Annotated in this window: 13 protein-coding genes and 1 tRNA gene; 7 read left to right on the top strand and 7 right to left on the bottom strand. The window is 55.4% G+C overall.

The window, feature by feature from the left end; translation table 11 throughout:
• Nucleotides 1–5: 5 nt before the first annotated feature.
• The 4 genes from ACR0L4_RS16550 to ACR0L4_RS16535 form a co-directional block, all read right to left on the bottom strand.
• Complete coding sequence (locus ACR0L4_RS16550) at nucleotides 6–2,756, bottom strand: hypothetical protein (protein WP_480514242.1); 2,751 nt, start codon at nucleotides 2,754–2,756, stop codon at nucleotides 6–8.
• Nucleotides 2,757–2,780: 24 nt separating this feature from the next.
• Nucleotides 2,781–4,256: a hypothetical protein gene (locus ACR0L4_RS16545; RefSeq protein WP_170753415.1), complete on the bottom strand. Its 1,476-nt coding sequence runs from the start codon at nucleotides 4,254–4,256 to the stop codon at nucleotides 2,781–2,783.
• A 272-nt stretch (nucleotides 4,257–4,528) separates the two neighbouring features.
• Nucleotides 4,529–5,170 carry a hypothetical protein gene (locus ACR0L4_RS16540; protein ID WP_170753413.1) on the bottom strand — a complete coding sequence of 214 codons (642 nt, stop codon included), beginning with the start codon at nucleotides 5,168–5,170 and terminating at the stop codon, nucleotides 4,529–4,531.
• 536 nt (nucleotides 5,171–5,706) lie between these two features.
• Nucleotides 5,707–9,549: an SIR2 family protein gene (locus tag ACR0L4_RS16535; RefSeq protein WP_480514241.1), complete on the bottom strand. Its 3,843-nt coding sequence runs from the start codon at nucleotides 9,547–9,549 to the stop codon at nucleotides 5,707–5,709.
• 288 nt (nucleotides 9,550–9,837) lie between these two features.
• On the opposite strand from ACR0L4_RS16535, the gene ACR0L4_RS16530 reads away from it, so the two are divergent.
• Nucleotides 9,838–10,065 carry a hypothetical protein gene (locus tag ACR0L4_RS16530; RefSeq protein ID WP_480514240.1) on the top strand — a complete coding sequence of 76 codons (228 nt, stop codon included), beginning with the start codon at nucleotides 9,838–9,840 and terminating at the stop codon, nucleotides 10,063–10,065.
• Between the two features lie 220 nt (nucleotides 10,066–10,285).
• On the opposite strand, the gene ACR0L4_RS16525 is transcribed toward ACR0L4_RS16530, so the two are convergent.
• The 3 genes from ACR0L4_RS16525 to ACR0L4_RS16515 all read right to left on the bottom strand — a co-directional run bounded on the left by ACR0L4_RS16525 (nucleotide 10,286) and on the right by ACR0L4_RS16515 (nucleotide 12,013).
• Nucleotides 10,286–10,360, bottom strand: a tRNA-Gln gene (locus ACR0L4_RS16525).
• 93 nt (nucleotides 10,361–10,453) lie between these two features.
• Complete coding sequence (locus ACR0L4_RS16520) at nucleotides 10,454–11,443, bottom strand: NADPH:quinone reductase (protein ID WP_480514239.1); 990 nt, start codon at nucleotides 11,441–11,443, stop codon at nucleotides 10,454–10,456.
• A gap of 81 nt (nucleotides 11,444–11,524) precedes the next feature.
• Nucleotides 11,525–12,013 carry an SH3 domain-containing protein gene (locus tag ACR0L4_RS16515; protein WP_480514263.1) on the bottom strand — a complete coding sequence of 163 codons (489 nt, stop codon included), beginning with the start codon at nucleotides 12,011–12,013 and terminating at the stop codon, nucleotides 11,525–11,527.
• A gap of 171 nt (nucleotides 12,014–12,184) precedes the next feature.
• Between ACR0L4_RS16515 and ACR0L4_RS16510 the strand changes: the two genes are divergently transcribed.
• From ACR0L4_RS16510 to ACR0L4_RS16485, 6 genes are all read left to right on the top strand, one after another.
• Entirely contained in the window at nucleotides 12,185–13,171 is a 987-nt protein-coding gene (locus ACR0L4_RS16510; RefSeq protein ID WP_480514238.1) for a 2-hydroxyacid dehydrogenase, read from the top strand.
• A gap of 20 nt (nucleotides 13,172–13,191) precedes the next feature.
• Nucleotides 13,192–13,587: a GFA family protein gene (locus ACR0L4_RS16505; RefSeq protein ID WP_480514237.1), complete on the top strand. Its 396-nt coding sequence runs from the start codon at nucleotides 13,192–13,194 to the stop codon at nucleotides 13,585–13,587.
• Nucleotides 13,588–13,688: 101 nt separating this feature from the next.
• Entirely contained in the window at nucleotides 13,689–15,482 is a 1,794-nt protein-coding gene (gene ggt, locus ACR0L4_RS16500; RefSeq protein ID WP_480514236.1) for a gamma-glutamyltransferase, read from the top strand.
• A gap of 87 nt (nucleotides 15,483–15,569) precedes the next feature.
• On the top strand, nucleotides 15,570–16,979 hold the full coding sequence (locus tag ACR0L4_RS16495; RefSeq protein WP_480514235.1) for an FAD-binding oxidoreductase: 1,410 nt from the start codon (nucleotides 15,570–15,572) through the stop codon (nucleotides 16,977–16,979).
• 92 nt (nucleotides 16,980–17,071) lie between these two features.
• On the top strand, nucleotides 17,072–18,310 hold the full coding sequence (locus tag ACR0L4_RS16490; protein WP_480514234.1) for a hypothetical protein: 1,239 nt from the start codon (nucleotides 17,072–17,074) through the stop codon (nucleotides 18,308–18,310).
• A gap of 136 nt (nucleotides 18,311–18,446) precedes the next feature.
• Complete coding sequence (locus ACR0L4_RS16485; protein ID WP_480514233.1) at nucleotides 18,447–20,954, top strand: GcvT family protein; 2,508 nt, start codon at nucleotides 18,447–18,449, stop codon at nucleotides 20,952–20,954.
• Nucleotides 20,955–21,003 lie beyond the last annotated feature (49 nt).

Raw genomic sequence — 21,003 nt, 5'->3', positions numbered from 1 at the left:
CCCGGTTACGTCTGTTTGACTTCGGCTAGAAGATCGGCTTCGGTTTTTTCGAGGAAATAGAGGAACCTGCGCACAGGTCGCCCATCGTCAAACGGGTTGGTCTTATAAAGCGCGCCGATCTTGCTTTCGTCCAGAAACCGCCTGTTGCGGCGGATCATGGCAAAGGCCTGTTCCCGCAGCGCAATCAGTTCCGGCATTTCCGCATCCTTGGCAGTAGCAATCAACTTGCGACACTCGTCCGACAGATCCATCTTCAAGCTAACCTGTTTGGCGACGGACGTGATCGTTTTTTCGTTGTTGTCGATCAGGGCCACGACGTTTTGGGCCGTTTTATCCTCATCATCCGCATTGCGGGCCTTGGCAGCAACAGACTTGACATGCTTGCCATAGAAGTCGTCCATTCCCTGAAAATAAGGCGCCAGACTGTCGATCAGCCGGGTCAGGATCATCTCAAATTTCTCGGCGGGCGGCTTGCCGCTCAGGTCCAGCGTGACATTTGCGTCCGCAAACTCGCGCGCCTCTTCCATCAGACGCAGCGCTTCGTCGCGTAATTCGTCCCAGTCATCTGCCGAGACCGCAGATTTCGCGCGGCTTTTCAGCGCTTTCAGTAGGGTCTCATTGCTTTCGAAACTGTCCCGCGCAGCCCCTTTGAGGTGTTTTTTCTCCGTCTTGATAAGATTGTCGAACCGGTCGCGGGCCTGCTTGTAGCGGGCCTTGGCTTTCTCGGTCTTTTCGTTTTGATCGCCCGATGAGTGCAGATCCTGAAGCGCCTCCTTGAAGGCTGTGCTGCCCGATCCCTTTATCTCGGCAACCAGACCTGAGGCGGTGTCCTTGTCCGAAATTCCTTTGAAGGCCTTTTCCGCCTGGCTCAGAAAATTGATTTGGCGGTCAATTCGGGCGATGAGCTTGTTCAACTCGGGATTGGCATCGTATTCGTAGGTCGTGTGATCGCCGATCTCGACCATGCCCCAAATTCTTGCAAACTCGACATCGAAGGTTCCGACATAGTCTTTGCGATCGGCGGCGGCCTCTAACGACTTCAGCAAACTCGCGTCGATTTTTAGACCCTCGACCTTGTCGCCCTTGCCACTGGTATCCAGCTTTTTCGCGAAAGCCTGCAACGTGGCCTTGAACTGCTTTACATAGGCCTTGGTCTTGTCCTTTCGCGCAGATTTGAAGCGGCTTTCAAAATCCTTGTAGAGCTTGCGATGACCTTCCGCAGTATCGACTTGAGCACTAAGATGCTTTTCAAAATAATTCAGGGTTTTGAGGCACTCGGGCAGGTTTGCGGGGTCTTTGACCTTTTCATTCGCATCATCAAACTTGTCCTGATAATGCTCTTTCAAGGCCGCAGTGTATTTCAAAACACCCTTATCCAACAGAGTCTGCCACCGCTGGGCGCATTTTTCATAAGCGATATAGTCATCGACGTTTTCTTCCAGAACGTCCAGATCACCTGCCATCTCGTGTTCGAATGTCCGCAACAGCTCCAGATCCGCCCGGCCCAATTCTTCGGAACCTGCAATTAGCTGCATGACCTCGAGGTTTGCGGCCAGCGGGCGCAGCACTTCCTGCGGAACGCCGGTCAAGCCGCGCCGGATAAGTGGGATGGCGCGCCGGGTCTGCAACTCTCCGTGGCCGGTGGCATCGGCGCCTTCCTGTTCGACCTCGTGACCGGAAATGGCCAGATATTTGGCCAGCTTTTTCTCATGAAATTTGGCACATTCCTTGAAAAAAGCGCTCAGCAGTTTTTCGGCTGCGGCAACTTCCTTTGCTGCCTTTTTCTGCCAGGCGAGGATCTTGTCTACATCGTTGTTGAATTCGGACTTGGCTTTGCTTGTCTTGGTCAAGCGCACATAGCTGGGCAAAGTCTCGTCAAATTTGGCCAGCGCCTCGTAGGGCTTGTTCTTTTTGCCCTCATATCTGCGCTTGTATCTAGCACGCATCGAGCTTGCCGTAGACATCATATCCTTCATATGCGCCGAAGTTTCGACCACCTCGCGCGCCAGTCGCTCCAGCCGGGCAGCATCGGGTTCTTCGGCCAGATCCTCGGTCGATTTCCGGTCCGAGACCGCCTGTTCGAAGTCCTGATCCTCATTCCCCAAAATCTCGCCTTTCGGGGCTTCGGCAGCCTGTTTCTCGGACAGGGCAATCTTTTCCAGCGTCTCAAGATACAGCAGACCATTCAAAACCGCTTGGGCATCAGAATATTCCCCTTTTGCGCAAAGTTTCTCGGCCACTATTGCCGCCCGTTTCAGAACGCGCTGCGCCCGGCGGGCGAACTTGTCATGATCGTCGTCATCGTCGCCCTTTTTCGCCTTTTGGTCTTTCAGATCGGCCAGATCGCTGCGCAGAGTTTTTAGCTTTAGGTCGATCGAGGCCTTGAGCGCTGCAACTTTCTTGTCGCGAAGTTTCTTGTCCTTTTGGTGGTCGCGGAAATCTATCGGATGCCGCCAGGCCTTGAGCAGTTTGACCTCCTGGGTGGAAAGCTTGAATGATTCCAACTCGTGATCGGTGAAGGTGAACAGCTCGGAATCGAATTCGGACAGGTTGGCTTTCTCTTGGGTCATCCCGTAAAGCTGAGCTGCCGCCTGACTAATTTTTTCTTCGATGGACGTTCCGTCGGGCCGATCAGGCACGACAACGGATTTCAGTTTTAAGGCGGCCATCAACTTGGCAGCAAAGTCGCGCGCCCGTTCGGCTTTTTTCTGGTCTATTTGTTCATCAACGTCCTGAACTTCTGCGCCATCGGCCATTTGCTTTCCCCCCAACGGACCTTTTTAACTGGTGCTCAAGGCCTGTTTCATCTTTTCGACCGCCCCACCCAGCGTATCGGCCAAACTCATTGGTACGCTCAGATCATTACCGTCCATGATCTGAATGGCCTCGTTCGTATTCAGGAACTGGCCCATATCGTCAAACACACTCTGCGCATCCGTTTTGGCATCGGACAGCTTGTCCTCATTCGCGCCTTCAAGGCCCAGAAAGGCGGCGTTCAACCGGGTATAGAGGTTGTTTGAAAATCCGGTCAGGCCATTATCAGCGAGGATCTGGCAATTCGGATCTGGAAAACCCGCCAGCTCCTGCCGCAAGGCTTCGATCTGTCCATTGGCCTGAGTGCAAGCCGCGTCCCAGATATCGCGCACGCGTTTGGCGGTTTCCCGACCAATCGGGCCGGGATCAAGGCCCGCTGGGGCCGTATTGCTGCGGGCCAATTCCTGTTCAATCATCGCCAGCGCCTTCAGCGCAATCGGGTAGTCCCCGGCCTCGGCCCGCGCAACTGCCTGCGCATATATCTTTTTGGGCTTTGCGAACTGTGTCGCATCCCGTTTCAGGGCCGCTGCCAGCATTGGCGCAATCCGGGCGCGTTCCTGTTCATATTTTTCCTTGTCGGCCGGTGCCCCAGCCTGGTTGGCTTCGGGCGCGGCAGCACTCCCCGCCTGAATCTGGCTGGACAGAGCCTTGAGGATTTTCAACGCCTTCTCGAAATTGCGCGCATCGCCTTCGGCCATCGCTTTGGCCCAGGCCGCGTTGGCTTTGCCGCCGTCGATACGGCCCGCCTCGATCGCTTTTTTCAGGACGGGCTCAAATTTGGCCGAGCCGATCTGCCATTTCTTTTCGTTCAGATCGATGGATGCCGGCGCTTCCTTGCGTTGCTGATCTGCGGCGGCCATCGACTGCATCACGCGTTTGGTGACTTTGATCGCCCCTGCGTAATCCGTTTCTTCATCGCCGATCCGCACCGCATAGGTCCAGGCGGCCCTAATCTTGGACACGTCGCCGGTCGAGGTCTTGAGGAACTGCAGCACTTTGGGCTCAACGGTCGATTTCAACTGTTCCCATTTCGCTTGCAGCGGATCGAGGGCTGCGGCCTTACCATCTTCAACCTTTGCATCTTCACGGGCCCCATCTTCTTCAATCAGGATGCCCTGGGCATCAAACACGCATACCTTCATGGGAAGTTTGACGAGCGTAAGAAAGGCTCGTGTTTTTTTGGCAAGCCCGGCAAGTACATCAGATTGACAGGTCAGATTGAGCTTGTTGCCGTCTGCATTGCACGTTCCGAAGGCAATCTTGGCGGTATCTCCTGACTTTTTGGCGTTCCGGCCAAGTAGGTCCGGGGCTTTTATCCGGTCTAGCAAAAATACGGTGGTATCCGTCTTTTTACCCAGACAGATTGCGAAATTCAGGTCCCTTTTTCGAGCTGCCGAAATCTGTCCCGTCAATTCCTTGAGTTGGACCTTGTCCAGACCCATCCTGTGCCTCCCCAAGCGCTCTTTAACGCGACGGTGCCGACGGAAGGCAAGACCTGCGACAGCACTTGGTAACCAATACACTTACCAATGTTAATGAGTTTGAAGTTTTTGAGAGAAAAGTACACTTAAAATTCAGGTTTTCTCTCGGTTTCCCTGACAAAGCTCGCTTCTAGGGGCAATCAACCTTAGACTTGAGCGAAGGTACGAGCAATGTTTCGGGATGGTTCATGGATGAACCGTGCCATCTTGCGCTGTGGCTCTTTCTGACAGCATCAGCTCTTCAAGGCACCGGCCTCACAGTCGAGTTTACGAGCGTGGTAGTGAAGTATGCCGTCCTTGTCCGGTTTGGGCTCCTTCATTTTTTTGTAGGCTCGGCGATACAGTTTGAGTTCCTTGCCAGCAGGACAAGTATAGGCATCGTTTTCAGCGCCAAAGGTCAAGTCGACGAGCCAACTCAGCATCAGTCCAGAACCATAGGCCGTGTCTGCGATCAGCCGCTCAGGGTTCATGTCGTGGCGAGTGCGCACCCGGTCTACTATGTTTCGGTTAGCAAGTCTGATTGGTGCCGCCGCCCCTCGCGGAGATTTATCCAAAATCGCTGCGGCCTTGTCATAGTCTCGGCGTATTTTTGGGGGCAGGTCTGGGTTTGGTGCAATTACTACGCCCGAGATTGGGTAAAGTAGTTTGTCGTAAACCCAAATTGCTACCTTTTCGCAGTCAAAACATCTGGATAACCATAAATTGGATACCAAGCCTTCCCGGCTAGCGCGTCCACTTTCAATATAAGGAATACCTTGCGCGAAACGTATCAAACGAGAGCGAATTTTTTCCCGCTCGTCAGGGTCTTCCTCGCTCAGATCGAAGCTCTTTGCCTCTTCATCCGACCAAATCTGAGGTGAATCGTCTTTTCTCATTGGATCCGCGTATGCGTATACCAAAAATGTTTGGCCAAAACGCTGCAGTGTGGGCAGTTGAATGCGGTTTCTTCAATCGACGGTGAAACGTATTTCATATTGCCTCGAACAAAAAAGGACTACTCAATTATTTCAAAGCCTTGGTGGAAGCGCCGGGTGCAAGCAACTATAAAATTGTTGCGGGACTTTGCGTCATCCCGCAACAATTACGAAGCGAAATTGGAAAATAACATTGAAAATCAAAATGTTATGGGAAAATCGTTGCTGGGGTGGTAGGATTCGAACCTACGATACACGGTACCAAAATGCAAAAATGCCTTACCGGGTGCTACTTTTGCCTTACATTTTTTACTTTAAGTACAGAAGCTTGCATGGTCAAAAGACGTGCTTTGTGCACTTTTACTTACATTTTTGTAGATCGTGCCGTGTTTCCATTGCAGCGCACATCACAAATCCTCACAGGCCGTCCATTGCTGTGGAAATTTTCCACAGTTGCGTGGCCGATTCTATTCACCTGCCTGACCTATTCGATGACGTTACCTCGAATTCCAACGACGCATTAACTCAACCCACTTAGGGCTGGCGCGTAGTTCTGAATTCGCCACTACTATCCGCTCCAATACGGCATCAATCTCGTAAGGCCATGAGTTGGCGTCCTCGGGCAGGGCGATATAGAGGATTTCTAGAACTCGCTCAGGGTGCTTGTCGACGATATTGCCTTCGCTTCGTCGAATAGAAGGCAGGATGATATGGTCGCGTTCGATTGGGCCGATGAGTGGTAAGATAGCTTTGGATGTTTCCATGAAAGTATCTGAGTTGGAGAAAGCCAACTCAATCAATCTCGCTGTGTTTTTTGGTGTACGAGCGGCTATTTGAATTGGCCAGACGTTCTGCAGGAAGCGCTCTTGCATAGACTTCCAATGCTTGGAATCGTCGTCATCACCCTTGCCACGTCTTTCCAACTGCCAAAGCACTTGCGCTCGAAATGAATCCCCTGCGCTAAGTAACAAATGACGAAGTTCGGCGTCGCTTATCCGCACTTCCCCTTTGGCACCGTCTGAGTACACCCAGCTCGCCAGTACGAGTCCCACTAAACCGTCTCTGTTTTCTTGATCGTCGGTCGCTCTACTGGCCACTTTCTCAAATAGGTGAGGTTTAAGTTTTTCGGATAATTCGAAGCTGGGAATGCTCTTGGCGCCCCAAAGATAGCCTGTCCACCAAGCGTCGATTTTGGCAGTGGAATCCCCATTCAAAACACTTAGTAACTTTTCATCCGCCCACTCTGGGTCAATAGCGTAGAGCCAATGCAGCATGTTGCTGACAAAAACCAAGGCAAGGCAACCGTCGTCTCCGGGCAAGGACAATGCTCTTTCAACAAGCACCCTCCATTCGTTAGGTAGCCCTTGCCCTACGTCCAAGTCGTTTCGCCGTGGATCGTTGTACAAAGCCTGAGCGATTTTACCTGCTGGCGAGTTTAGCGCTTCAGATGCCCAATCTGGTTCGTTGCCGCTCCTCACAATACCAGAACCGCCTACATCGGGGTGATTGGTAAGGGTATCTAATAGTCTTGAAGTCAATCGTTCAAAAATCGGCACGCATTCGTGGGAAAGTTCCTTCGAGGCATTTAGCAGCCAGTCGGAAACAGGATAAATGACACCTCCTAGAGCTTCATCGTTGGCCGTTAACAAGACTTCGGAAATGATGTTCTTAAGCCGAATACAGTCCTCTTTCCGGCTCTCTCGATTTAGGAACCTTCGCCAAGCCCATTCAGGAAAGATACCTTTCTTAGCTTCTAGACGAAGAGCAGAAATCGCTAAGACTGGCCGTTTTGTACACAAGCCTGAGAATGGGTCTCGTTCATCAAGACCAAACGCGGACTTATTCGACAATTCCTGAGCTTTGGCCAGAATGTTGGTCAAAGGTTCGGCCAATAGCTCATCAAAATCGGTATGCGTGCGAACCATGCCACCACGGCTTTCGAGAGATTCATCAGCCCTTTCTCCACGTTCTGGAGACCACTCTGGTGCTATCTTTTGTAGTCGTTCGATCTCAGCTTCATAGTTGAGGTTTAAATTGCATCCATTGGAGCGCAGCCAGTGAATTCTGTCGGCGATTCCCCAAGCGCGTCGAACTACAAACTCATGATCGGGCTCATTTTCCCAACGTTCTCGCCCCTCAACAATTCGCTGCTCAATTCTTCTCGTCGCTGGTATGGGTAGCGAAGCCCATCGCTCTTTCAGAGCCAAAAGCAGGTCTCGCTGATGATGAATGTCCCAAAAGGCTTTTCGAGTCACTTTTTCGAAAAAGTCTTCGAATTCATCGTTTGGAACGACTTCACTAAATCGGCTGGCCCAAATCCGTAACCTAGCAAACGTTGTGTCATCCTCGGTAGCCCAAGTCGCCACCTCTTGGCGTGCCCTTTGAGCGTTCAGGTCGACCAGTCGTTGAAACAAGGTTGCGTATTTTAAGACCGCGCCCCGAAAACCTTCGTTTCTTGCGTAGCCACTGATGTCTGGGTCCTCAGATGGGATAATCGGAGGAATGTCTAGCCACTTGTAGTGACCTCTCTCGGATTCTAGCTGAATGCCAATATCTAGATTGCGTTTCAAAGCGGAGACTACGTCAGCAAGCCACTCGTCCGGGATGTCAAGTTCGGGAGCGTCCTCAAGGTATTTGAGCTCTAACCGAACCAGATCACCAAGTTTGGTTTTCTCCTCGATTTGAGGGGGTACCACCGACCCGAAGTAATTGTGCGTAGCGGCTAATCTGGGGCGCGAAAGGGTTTCGAATTTCCGTACGGTGGCCTTGCTCCAATCGACGAGTTTCAATTCATCTGAGAACCTATACCAATCCAACCTGTCGTCGTCGCTCGCGAAACGCCAGTGCTCAAAAAGGTAATACCAAGCCTGAAAAATGTGCGGCTCACATTTCGTTTGAGCACTCCCAACGTGCCACCGGATTTTTTGTTGAATCCATTCATGTAATCCATATTGCCTTGCGCCCCACCAAACTGCCGCGTTCTGATCGGATACCTTGGACAACCAAAGGCCCAACAGATTTATCCGGTCGGGTAAGAGGCCTGCTTTAAGGGAAGCTCCACCACGCAGCAAAGTTACATGATCGTCTCTAAGCCCAGCTCTATCCTTCCGGTTCAACGTAAACGCGTCCCATGCCGTGGAAGGGACTTCTCGTTTCGGGCTTAATTCATCTGGATCTACTGGGGGTGGAACCTGATCCGTGGCCAAACCATACAACAAGAACGGATCAACGAACTTGCCTTCGTCATCACCGAAGCGGACTCTGCGAGGCGGAGAATAGCGGATCGTTCTATCAAACACGCACAGCCAAGTTGCTGGCGGGGTCGGATCGCTTTCAAAGAACTTTCTGACGCCTTCTTTTGTCGAGACCAAGTGCGCAACTCGCTCGCGTTCAATCGGCGTTAGTGCTTCTGGACCGCGCAGAGCGAGCTCAACTGTGCGGTCTTGCCATGCTTCAGGTTCCCTCGCACGGTTGGCCCATTCTGAGAGAGTGATCCAAAGCGCCTCGTGTTGGTTGTCACTTGCGTACGGGATAGCAGCCACGCCCTTGTGCTGCCAGCGCGCATTAGCGTCGTCGTCCGTGCCCGATTGGAATGCATAAACTTCGTCCAAGCGTCCACGTGACTTATTCAAAGCCTCAAGCAGGTATTGCACGGGTGGATCGTCGGCGGCATAGCCAAGAAAGACAACTGCATAGCGATCGATTACATCCTTGAAAAAGTTTGTTGCCCACCCCTCTGCTAAATAGGCTCTTCCAAACTCAGCGCTAGACAGAACAAACCCATCACCTTCTGACCCGTCATACCTTTCTGTTGCGCGACCGTGGAGATACACGACACCATTGAGTTCGCCGGGGCGCGCCGGATTTGGTAGGCGCGGAGGTTGCCAGACCTCAAGTTCACGTCCGCAATCATCGAAAAGCCTGTCGAAGTTAGTGGTGACAAGTTTTGTCACCCCCCCGTTTGATGTGGCAAGATCAAGAAGGAGCTCGTGTGCTGACAGGTCCACGTCATCTTTCGGGATAAGAGCCTTCGCCACGGCTCGATCTATGTCAGCCGACAGGAAATCCCGTTCCAAAAGACCGAAAACCCTGTCCGCAGAGATGAGACCCGGCACCCCAGTTTGACTTTCCATATCCTTCGCAGCTTTTAGAATCTTGGTCGCTGGGCTGTCGGCCCCTACGCCGAGAGACGCAAGGACTTGCTCAGCCAGCCCAAAAAAGTCGGGAAGCTGGGCTTTGGCTCTAGAGACACCAGCCCCGCAAAAAAACACCACTCTTCCTTCGTCCAAAGCGTGCAAGAGTTCGTCTGGGATGTTTGGGCCATTTTGTATAAATCGCATTTCAACGTTCGCGGATATCTTGATTTGAAAAAACTTAAGGTTTGCCGTGTGTTATAGGGGCTTTCAAGTACTGTAAGGCCGAGATGTCGAACCGCCAAGGCCATTAAACTCGGAGTGATTCAAAATGCCGCGACGCGCGGGCTGGAATGCCCCAAGTGTTTATTTTGGTGATAGCGATAGATGCCTGTGTGTCCCTCAAGCTTCACTTTGTAGTGTCAGCGAGACTTACCTAGATGATAACGCCGAGACCAGCTTTGATGTGGGTAAATTGCAAGGAGGCGATTTACCATGAGCTACAAAAAGAATGCCGATCTAAAAGGAGTCCGGCTACTGCGCGCGGACCAAGTCTTGGAAAAATTGCACGGGATTGGGATGACTGATGTCAACGTGACTTGGGTCAATAACCGTATCGACCGGGGGCAACTACCTTGCACAAAAGTTGGGAAGTATCGCCGAATTCGTGAGGACGTTTTGGAGAAGATGATAATGCGTTGGTATCGCGACGCTGATCGCTAGTGGACGTACTAGGGATGGGCAAACTATGGGTAGCGTTTCTAGTTACCGTGCATCGTAGGTTTTATTTTTATAATTAAAACAATGTGTTAATGGTATAATTTCGGAAAAATTTTGGCCATTTCCACAGTTTTTCCACAGTTTTCCACAGTAATTTCCGCTTGGATTCGAGAGGTCGCACAAAAGCGACAATCATAAGGTATTGTAAAAAATAGGAAAGTTTTGGCTGGGGTGGTAGGATTCGAACCTACGATGCACGGTACCAAAAACCGCTGCCTTACCACTTGGCTACACCCCAACGGTGAGCGGCTGTCTACGATTGTTGTCGGCGGGGTTCAAGGGCTTTTGGGTAAAAATTTCGGCCCGCTGAAAAAATTTTTCGGACGGGTTCTCACGTGGTTTCCAACAGGATTGCACCAGAGCGCTTTCCCGCTTGCACGCATGTATGGGCGGTCGCGCACTGCTCTAGGGGAAAGACATCTTGAACCGGGCAAATCAGGGCCTTGGCTGCCAAGGCTTGGTGTAGTTTTTCGATTGCGCGCGCGCGGTCTGGTTTGGGTAGGATGTAGATCAGGATCAGTTCAAGCGTGACGGCTTTGAACATAAGCGGGTAGAAGGGCAGAGTAGGTGCCATGTTCCGGGCTGAACCAAAGGCGTTGATGCGACCATTTTCGGCAATGACTGCAGCGTTGGTTTCGGCGTTTTGGCCAAACTCGACATCTATGATTCGATCAACGGGTTTCCCGCCATTGGCTGCGAGGACATGCGCGGCAAGGTTGCTATCGGAATAGTCAAAAACTGCTTCGGCACCTGCCGCGCGCACAAGATCGAATTTGTCGCGGCTGGCGGAACTGAGCACCCGCGCACCAGCCCACTTTGCCAATTGTACCGCCAGAAACCCTACCGTGCCGGCACCGCCGTGAACAAGGACAGTTTGTTCCGCGGGGTCGCCACCCGAAAAGACCGCGTGGCTGGCGGTCAACCCTGGGATGCCCAGTACCGCACCCGTTTGAAGCGACACGTCCCGCGGAAGAGGGACAGCTTGGTCCGCGGGCAGGGTGATGTGTGTCGCCGCCGTGCCAAAGGCACGTTTCCACTGGCCGTTCCAAACCCAGACCCGTTCGCCGATACGGGCTGCAGATACGCCGTCCCCAACTGCGGCAATGACCCCAGAACCATCGCTGTGCGGAATAATTGTGGGAAAAGGAGGCTTCGTGACCCCAGGTCTGGACCCGGCCCGCGCTTTAACGTCTGACGGGTTCACCCCTGAAAAGGCGAGATCCACCATGACGTCTCCGGGCCCTGGTGGGATTGGCGCAAGTTCTTCTATTTTGAGAACATCCTCCGCGTCGCCAAAGGATGAATAGGTCACAGCTTTCATGTCAGCCCTTTTTCTTTGCACCAGCAACCTTAGCCTGGCCGAGCGTGAATGCCAGAACGGCCGGTGTCTTGGATCTCAAAGTTACTCGCGGACTTCTGCGGGATCGACGCCCCACAGGTTGGACTTGAGTGTCCAGCCTCGGTATCCGCCCGCCGAAATCCGGCACCAGTCCAATGAGCAGGCACCAAGCCGGGCGACGACTCCGGTTTCAAAATGCGCGTTGATTTGCGAGTTCGGGTCCGGTCGCGCGTAAACGGGCAGCATTTCGGATTCGATCAGGACCGTGCGCACACCGGACAAAAGCGCGTAGTGAACCCAGCCTCCGGCACCGTCCCGGTCCTGCACCTTGCGCCAGTTTCCGTACTCCGCCGTGATCTGCAGCGGCATCCCGCGTCGCTTGAACACCCAGTCGATTCGATGCGTCAGGGACGGACCCCGGCGCACGTTTCCTTCAGCTGCTTTCATCGAGACAAAACGTGGCAGTGGCAGATTTGTAACCGGCCCACGGGCGTCTTGGGCCGCGACCGTGATGGGGGCGGACGCAACAAGAAACACGGTTAGGATCGCCAAACATAGGCGTTTCACCGGTAGAAGACCACTCACTGACTGCCTGCTCTTGTGCCTGTTGATCTGCTTTCGAAAAAAGGTCGCCTCAATGGCTTTGGGGTTCTTGTGCCCCGCCTTATCCTGCGCCACGATGCCATGACGCAAGCGCGATTGCAAAGCAGTGGGAGGGCGGAAGTGCCAAGAGAACGTCTGAGTGTTGTTGTTACGCGACGGTTGCCTGAAGCGGTGGAAACCCGGCTGAGTGAACTGTTCGATGTCCGTCTGCGTGACGACGATACCCCAATGAGCCTTGAAGAACTGGTTGATGCGGTGAAAGAAGCCGACGTATTGGTGCCAACCGTCACAGATGCCATTGACGGAGGGGTGCTGGGACAAGCCGGTGAAAACTTGCGTCTGATTGCCAATTACGGGGCTGGTGTTGACAATATTGACGTCGCCACAGCTCGGCAACGCGGCATTCTGGTGTCGAACACGCCTGGTGTTTTGACGGACGACACCGCCGATATGACCATGGCGCTTATCCTGGCCGTTACACGGCGGTTCCCAGAAGGCGTTGCCCTGATGCAGCAAGGGGACTGGTCCGGTTGGGCACCGACTGCTTTGCTGGGCGGTCGGATCGGCGGGCGACGTCTGGGCATTCTGGGCATGGGGCGGATTGGTCAGGCCGTTGCGCGCCGTGCCAGCGCCTTTGGGATGCAGGTGCATTACCACAACCGTCGCCGGTTGCGCCCCGAAATCGAGCAGGAATTGGAAGCCACATATTGGGAAAGTCTCGATCAGATGGTTGCGCGGATGGATGTTTTGTCAATCCATTGTCCCTCGACCCCCTCGACGTTTCATCTGATGAATGCGCGCCGGTTGAAGCTGCTCAAGCCCTCGGCGGTGGTCATCAACACCTCGCGCGGTGAAGTGATCGATGAAAACGCGCTGACACGTCTGATCCGGTCAGGCGATATTGCCGGGGCCGGACTGGATGTATATGAGCGCGGCACCCAAGTGAACCCGCGCTTGCGGCAATTGCCGAATGTGGTTTTGCTGCCGCATATGGGGTCCGCCACTTTGGAAGGCCGGATCGAAATGGGTGAAAAAGTGATCATCAACATCAAAACCTTCGAAGATGGTCACCGGCCACCGGATCAGGTGGTGCCATCCATGTTGTAGTTCGCCAGAAAGGGACGGCGATGGAACTGATAGAGGGCGGATGCCTGTGCGGTCAGCTACGTGTTTCAGTGACGGGTCGCCCTTTGCGGGTCGGGATTTGCCATTGCCTGGATTGCCGCAAACACCATGGGGCGACATTCTACGCGGCGGCCATCTTTGCACACGACGCGGCCACCGTTACAGGAGAGACACGCAGTTATGAGGGGCGGTTCTTCTGTCCAACCTGCGGATCATCTGTATTCGCCAAATCAGGCGAAGAGATTGAAATACATCTCGGTTGCCTTGATGCGCCCGACCAGTTGACACCAACCTACGAATGCTGGTCGTCTCGGCGCGAGGGCTGGTTGCCACAGTTTCCGGAGATGCAAAGTTTCCTGCGCGACCGGCCCGATGGAACAGCTGATCACAGCGCGTAGGGCGCGCGCAAACAGCGAAACTCTGCCGCTGCCCAGCTCATTAGTGGTTGCGGGTGGCGGGTCAGTACAGTGTCAATGCACCAATTGAATTGGAGGATAGAATGCGTGTTCATCGGATTTCAGGACTGGTATTGTCAGCCATTGCCTTTTCGGCCCCGGTCTTTGCCCAGGAAACCGCTGACGCAGTCGCACCAGAAGGCGCGACCGAGGGTCAGGTGCAGGCACTGACTGCCGAAGTGATAGCTGCGCTTGAGGCAAAAACAAACGGTGTGCCCGTGCAATCCGAGAACTGGATGGTCGCAGCCGCCAATCCCCTTGCTGTCGAGGCCGGTGCAAGAGTGCTGCGCGCGGGCGGGTCGGCTGCGGATGCGATGGTTGCCGTGCAGGTTGTTCTGGGTCTGGTCGAGCCACAATCCTCTGGCCTCGGCGGCGGGGCATTCCTGGTTTGGTATGATGCGGGCAGCGGCCAGCTCACCACTCTGGACGGGCGTGAGACTGCTCCGCTGGCGGCGACACCAACGCTGTTTCAGGATGAAAAGGGCGAGCCCTTGCAGTTCTTCGATGCCGTAGTCGGAGGGCTTTCGGTTGGCACGCCCGGCACGCCCGCCTTGCTGGAAGAGGCGCACCGACGTTGGGGCCGTTCGCCTTGGCCCGGCCTGTTCACCGACGGCATCCGTCTGGCGGATGAGGGTTTTTTGGTCTCGCCCCGCTTGGCCGGTATGGTTGCCAGCGACGCCGAACGTTTGTCGCGGTTCCCGGCGACAGCTGACTATTTCCTGCCCGAAGGAGAGCCTTTGCAACAGGGGCAGCGGCTGGTGAACCCGGATTATGCCGAAACGCTAAGGGCCCTGGCAGCACAAGGGTCCGCAGGATTTTATGGCGGCGAGATTGCCGCAGATATCGTGAGAACTGTTCGTACGGCGGCGGGCAATCCCGGTGTCTTGTCCGCCACCGATCTGGCCTTGTATCAGGTCCTTCAGCGCGATCCTGTCTGTGCGGCGTATCGCACCTATGAGGTCTGCGGCATGGGCCCTCCTTCCTCCGGTGCGCTGACCGTTGGTCAGATCCTGGGCATGTTGAACGGCTATGATCTGGCCGCGATGGGCCCCGACAGTATGCAGGCGTGGCGGTTGATCGGAGAGGCTTCGCGCCTCGCCTTTGCAGATCGGGGCCGCTATATGGCCGACAGTGACTTTGTGCCAATGCCCACGGCTGGCTTGGTCGATCCTGACTACCTTGCGCAACGGGCAGAGTTGTTGAATGCCGAAGGGGCACTGACCGAGGTCGCTCCGGGCAACCCCGAGTTCGACCATGCCTTCAACTGGGCCGACGATGAATCGCTTGAGCTGCCATCGACCTCGCACATCTCGATTGTGGACAGCTATGGCAACGTGTTGTCGATGACGACGACAATTGAAAATGGTTTTGGCTCGCGACTGATGACAAACGGGTTTTTGCTGAACAACGAGCTGACCGATTTCTCGTTCCGGACCCATCGCGATGGTGTGCCGATCGCGAACCGGCTGGAACCGGGCAAACGCCCACGTTCGTCCATGAGCCCGACCATCGTCATGCAGGACGGTGCGCCGGTTCTGGCCATCGGCTCGCCGGGGGGCAGCCGGATCATCGGTTACGTCGCCAAGTCGATCATTGCCTGGGCCGATTGGGGCATGGATGTGCAGCAGGCGGTCTCGCTGCCGCATCTGGTCAACCGCTTCGGCACCTATGACGTCGAGTTGGACACTGCTGCCGAAGGGTATGCGGACGCTTTGGCCGAGATCGGGTTCGAAGTGAACCCCCGCGATCTGACCTCGGGGTTGCATGCCATTGAAATCGGCGAAGGTCTCAGCGGTGGCGCGGACCATCGGCGTGAGGGGATCGCGCTGGGCGAATAGCGCTTGGGTCTTGTCCTGTCCTGGTGGGCCTTTTAGTCATGTTCTGGAAGGCCCGTAGGTCGCGGCGGGTAGGGGAGGATCAAAAAGGTGCAGGCAACGGTTTTGCCGCGAAACGAGGCCGGGATCGAAACGGCCATAGGTATTTTGAAGCAACGGTTTGGTGATCGGCTGCAAACCAGTGGTGCGATCCGTGAACAACATGGTCACACAACGACTTGGATCACCAACCAAAGCCCGGATTCAGTTGTGTTTCCCCGGTCCACCCAGGAGGTCGCCGAGATCGTCAAAACCTGCGCCGCGCATAGGGTTCCGGTGATCCCATTTGGCACAGGCACCTCGCTGGAAGGTCATGTAAACGCACCAGCGGGCGGGATTTCGATTGACCTATCACAAATGGATAGCGTGCTGGAGGTTCACGCCGAGGATCTGGACTGTGTCGTGCAACCCGGTGTTACACGCGAAGACCTGAACACATACTTGCGCGATCAGGGTTTGTTCTTTCCAATCGATCCCGGGGCCAATGCGTCTCTGGGTGGTATGGCGGCGACCCGAGCATCCGGCACCAACGCGGTACGCTATGGCACCATGCGGGACAACGTGCTGAGCCTTGAGGCCGTGATGCCCGATGGCCAGATCATCCGAACTGGCCACCGCGCCCGCAAATCCTCGGCGGGTTACGATCTGGCGCGGCTGTTGATTGGGGCAGAGGGCACGCTAGGCATCATCACGGAACTGACCCTGCGCCTGCACGGCATCCCCGAAGCCATCAGCTCTGCGCGGTGCTCATTCCCAACCGTTGATGCCGCCTGCCGGGCCGTGATGACGACGATTCAGTATGGTGTGCCTGTGGCGCGAATAGAGTTGCTGGATGAGTTGTCGGTCAAGGCGGCCAACGCCTATTCCGGTCTGACCTTGCCGGAAACGCCTCTACTGCTGTTGGAGTTTCATGGTTCAGACGCCAGCGCCGCCGAACAGGCTGAGACGTTCGGTCAGATCGCAGAGGACTTCGGTGGCACTGATTTCGCCGCGACCTCGACCACGGAAGAGCGCAATAGGCTATGGCAGGCACGCCATGATATGTATTGGGCCAGCTTGCAGCTGCGCCCCGGTGCAAAAGGTATCTCCACAGATGTCTGTGTGCCGATCTCTCGGCTGGCCGAGGCTGTTGGTGCGGCTCAGACCAAAGCGGCCGAGCTGGGTTTGATCGCTCCGATCGTGGGTCATGTGGGCGATGGCAATTTCCACAGCCTGCCACTGATCGACATGGAAAACGACGATGAAGTCAGTCGGGCCGATGAATTTGTTGGTTGGTTGAATGATCTGGCTATTGCGATGGAAGGCACCTGCACCGGAGAACATGGAATCGGACAGGGCAAGCGCGCATATCTGATCCGAGAGCTGGGGGCTGCGACGCAGTATATGGCGGCGATCAAACAAGCGATTGATCCCCATAACATCATGAATCCAGGAAAGATTATCGACCTGCCGGTGACGTGAAATCTTCGCGTGAGGCGCAAGGGTGTCATAACCTCGCCCAAATCTCGTGACAAAAGCCGTACCCGAGCAGTTTTCACCAAAGGTTCAGGAGAATGGAAGGTTTTCGCTTACTGGGATTCATAGTGGTCACGCTGATCGTTGTGCTCGGACTAGATTATTTTCAGCAGGACAAAAAAACTGACCAGCGTTTGTCGCTGAACGGCTACGTTGACAGTATCCATCATCGTTTCGACCGGCATCAGGACGAACAGCAGGCCAAAGAGGTAGCCCGCGCGCGCCAGAAACGCTGGGACAACGGGCCAAAGCCCTATTTCCCCAAACCGCTGCCGGGTTGGACCCAATACGCCCTTTCGGACAGGGATCAAGAGGTTGTGGCGACCGCACGGTCCCTGTTTTTCCAGCCGACCAAGATCTCGTTCGATGACGTTCCGCCCGAACTTGTCCGGCTGATGGAGATCGGAAATGAAGGCAAGATGCGCAAGTTGGAACAAACCAGTACGCTTTATGCCAACGGATCCGATCTTGTTTTGCTGAACGTCACGCTCAAAAAGAAATCGTCCCGCAATACTGTGGCCGGACTGGCCATGAGCGGTCAGACCGCCGTCATGGAATCGATGAAGAAGAAAGAGGGTTATGCGGTCGTGGACGGGGTTGCCTTTGTCGAAGAGCTAAAGCACCTGGAAAACCGCGACGAAGCGCAGAAGTATCGTACGTTCACGGGCCGTATCGGGTTCGATGAAGAGGTGATCATCCGTCTGCACACAACCGCCGAAGATGGCGCGATCCGCGATATGTTGAATGCAATCGACTATGCAGGGTTAAACGCACTGCTGGCCCTGCCTGCGTCGGTCGTCGGCAATGGGATCGAGGTCCCCTTGGATCGGCAGCCCGAAATCGCCGATCAGATGATGTCGGTGTACAACGCGTTGATGATCAAGCAGAACGAACTGGCGCAGAAAAAGATCAAGAACATCGACACGTCAGCAATCCTGATCAACGCGCTTGCCGGGTCGGGATATCACACCGATGGAATTGTCGACATCACCGGTGGCGAGGTGTTTGAAAATCAGGACCTGATGCAGATGACGTACAATCGCACTCAGGACATGTTGCTGACCTCAGTGTTGCAGGCCGTGGATCCCGCGCCCGAGTCCGATCCTGCACTCCAGCCGAAATCCTCGGCCGCAGGCTTCTTCGCCCGATTTTTTAAGAGTGAACGGAAAACGCCTGCTGCGGTCAGTTCGGCGGTCACCGTCAGCAAAGGCGGGGCGGGCGGCTCTTCTTGCGCCGTGATTGGCAATGCCAAGCGGTGTTCCATCGGTAGCAACTGAGCCAACACGGCAAAAAACGACGGCCTGTGCCTGACACGGGTCGTTTTTTTCATATCACTGGTCGGATGAATGTCGCGCGTGTGGCGTCAATTGCGCCATATGGACAGCAACAGATTCCAAGGGGAGACACCCGGCTATGAAAACCCAAGTCAAAGCACTGGTTGTTGGCGGCGGCGCCGTCGGCACTTCGATTGCCTATCATCTGGCCAAGGCAGGCTGGGACGACGTCATGCTGATCGAACGCGATGAGCTGACATCCGGATCAACCTGGCATGCGGCGGGTCTGCTGCCGCTGTTCAACATGTCCTATGCGACGACCCACATCCACAAATACTCGGTTGATTTCTACAAGCAGCTCGAGGATGAGACCGGCCTGAACGCGGGTTTCGCCGTGGTCGGCAACCTGCGCATGGCGCAGACGCAGGAACGCATGGACGAATACATGCTATACGCATCCACCGCCGAGACCTGTGACGTCGCCTATGAGTGGCTGACCCCGGACCAGATCAAGGAACGCTGGCCGCTGATCGAAACCTCTGACCTGAAGGGCGCGATCTATCACACCGAGGACGGCTATATTAACCCCGCAGATGTGACCCAGGCGATGGCCAAGGGTGCCCGTCAGCGCGGTGTTGAGATCGTGCGCAAGATGCAGGCCGATGCCTTCCACTGGACCGGCACTCATTGGGAAGTCACCTGCACCAAGATGGTGGAAAAGGGCGGCAACCTTGTCGAAAGCGACGAGAAGGTGGTGATCACCGCCGAGCATGTCGTGACCGCATCCGGCAACCACGCACAGCGCACAGCCAAGATGCTGGGCATCAAGATGCCCGCGATCCCGGTCGAGCATACCTTCATCGTCATGGACAAAGACCCCGAGCTGGTCAAATGGCGCGAGGCAGGTAACCCGGAGCACCCCGTTGTGCGTGATGCCGACAACGAATCCTATGCGCGCGAAGAACGTGGCGGCTGGATTCTGGGCATCTATGAACACGGCGCACCTGCGCGGTTCGAACATGGCGTGCCTGACAGCTTCCGCGCGGACTTGTTCCCGCTGGATCTGGACAGGATTGCGGATCAGTATATGGCGATGGCCGAGCGTGTGCCCTCCTGCGCTGAATCCGGCCTGAAGGACGATTTCAACGGCCCAATCTGCTATACGCCTGACGGCAACCCGCTGGTTGGCCCGGCGCCGGGTCTGCGCAACATGTGGCTGGCCGAAGGTTTCTCGTTCGGGATCACCGCCGCAGGCGGCACCGGCTATTATCTGGCGCAGATGATGGTCGATGGCGAAGCCGAGATCGACATGGCCTCGCTGGACCCCAAACGCTACAGCAGCAACTGGATGACCACCGAGTTTGCAGCGCGCAAGAACGAAGAGTGCTACGAGCACGTCTATATCCTGCACCACCCTGATGAAGAGCGTGAGGCTTGCCGCCCATTGCGGACCGCCCCGGCTTATGATCGGCAAAAGGCCCGTGGCGCGCAGTTCGGCTGGGTCAACGGTTGGGAACGTCCGAACTACTTCGGCCCGCTGGACGCGCCGGACAGTTTTGACAAGGACAGCCGGTCGTTCCGTCGTGGTGGCTGGTGGCAACATGCGGTCGACGAAGCCAAAGCAATCCGCGAAGGCGTTGGCCTGATCGACGCGACGGCCTTTACCAAACACGTCGTCAAAGGCCCCGGTGCCACCCAGTTCCTGGACTGGTTCACTTGCAACAAGCTGCCCAAGATCGGCCGCATCAACCTGACCTATGCGCTGACTTCGCATGGCACCACCCGGACCGAATACACCATCGTCCGCAATGGCGAGAATAACTACTACATCGTCTCCGCCGGTGCCTGGACCGAGTATGACGCCGACTATCTGCGCAAAGCGGCCGAGGACAAGATGGAGGAGTTCGGCTACATCGAAATCCAGGACGTGACCACTCAGTGGGGCGTCTTTGCCATCGCCGGACCAAAATCGCGCGATGTTCTGAAAGAGGTCATCAACGACGCCGATCCGGAAACCGCACTGTCCAACAAGCGCTTCCCGTGGCTGTCGGCGCGCCAGATCGAACTGGGCATGTGCCCGGTCAATGCGATCCGCGTGGCTTATACGGGTGAGCTGGGCTGGGAACTGCACCACCCGATCGAGATGCAGAACTATCTGTTCGATCTGCTGGAAAAAGCCGGTGAAAAGCACGGTATGAAGCTGGTCGGGGCCCGCGCCCAGAACTGGCTGCGGCAAGAGAAGAGCTATCGCGCTTTCGGCACCGAACTGGGCCGCGACGCGACCCCGCTCGAGGCTGACCTGCCGCGCTTTGTCGATCTGTCCAAGGACTTTTACGGCAAGGCCAAGCTGGAAGAGACCGGCGTGCGGGTCAAGTGCTGTACGCTGCTGATCGACGGACCAGCGGATGCCGATCCATGGGGCCGCGAGGCGCTGTATACGCCGGAAGGCGCGCGTGTCGGTCGTCTGACCTCGGGCGGGTATTCGGTGGCCTTCGAGAAATCCATTGGCATGGGCTATGTGCCGCCGAAACTGGCGGTCGAAGGCACCAAGCTGAAGGTCAAAATTCAGGACAAGCTGTGGGATGCGGTCGTCACCTGCGACAGCCCCTATGACCCGAAAAACGAGGTCATCCGCAAGGACGGCTGACCTGCAAGGTTAAGAACAGCAGATCAAAGCCCGCTTCGGCGGGCTTTTT

This window comes from Ruegeria sp. AB5 (genome assembly GCF_056542645.1).
Note: the sequence above shows the minus strand (reverse complement) of the source record. Positions and strands in the feature narration are given on the sequence as shown.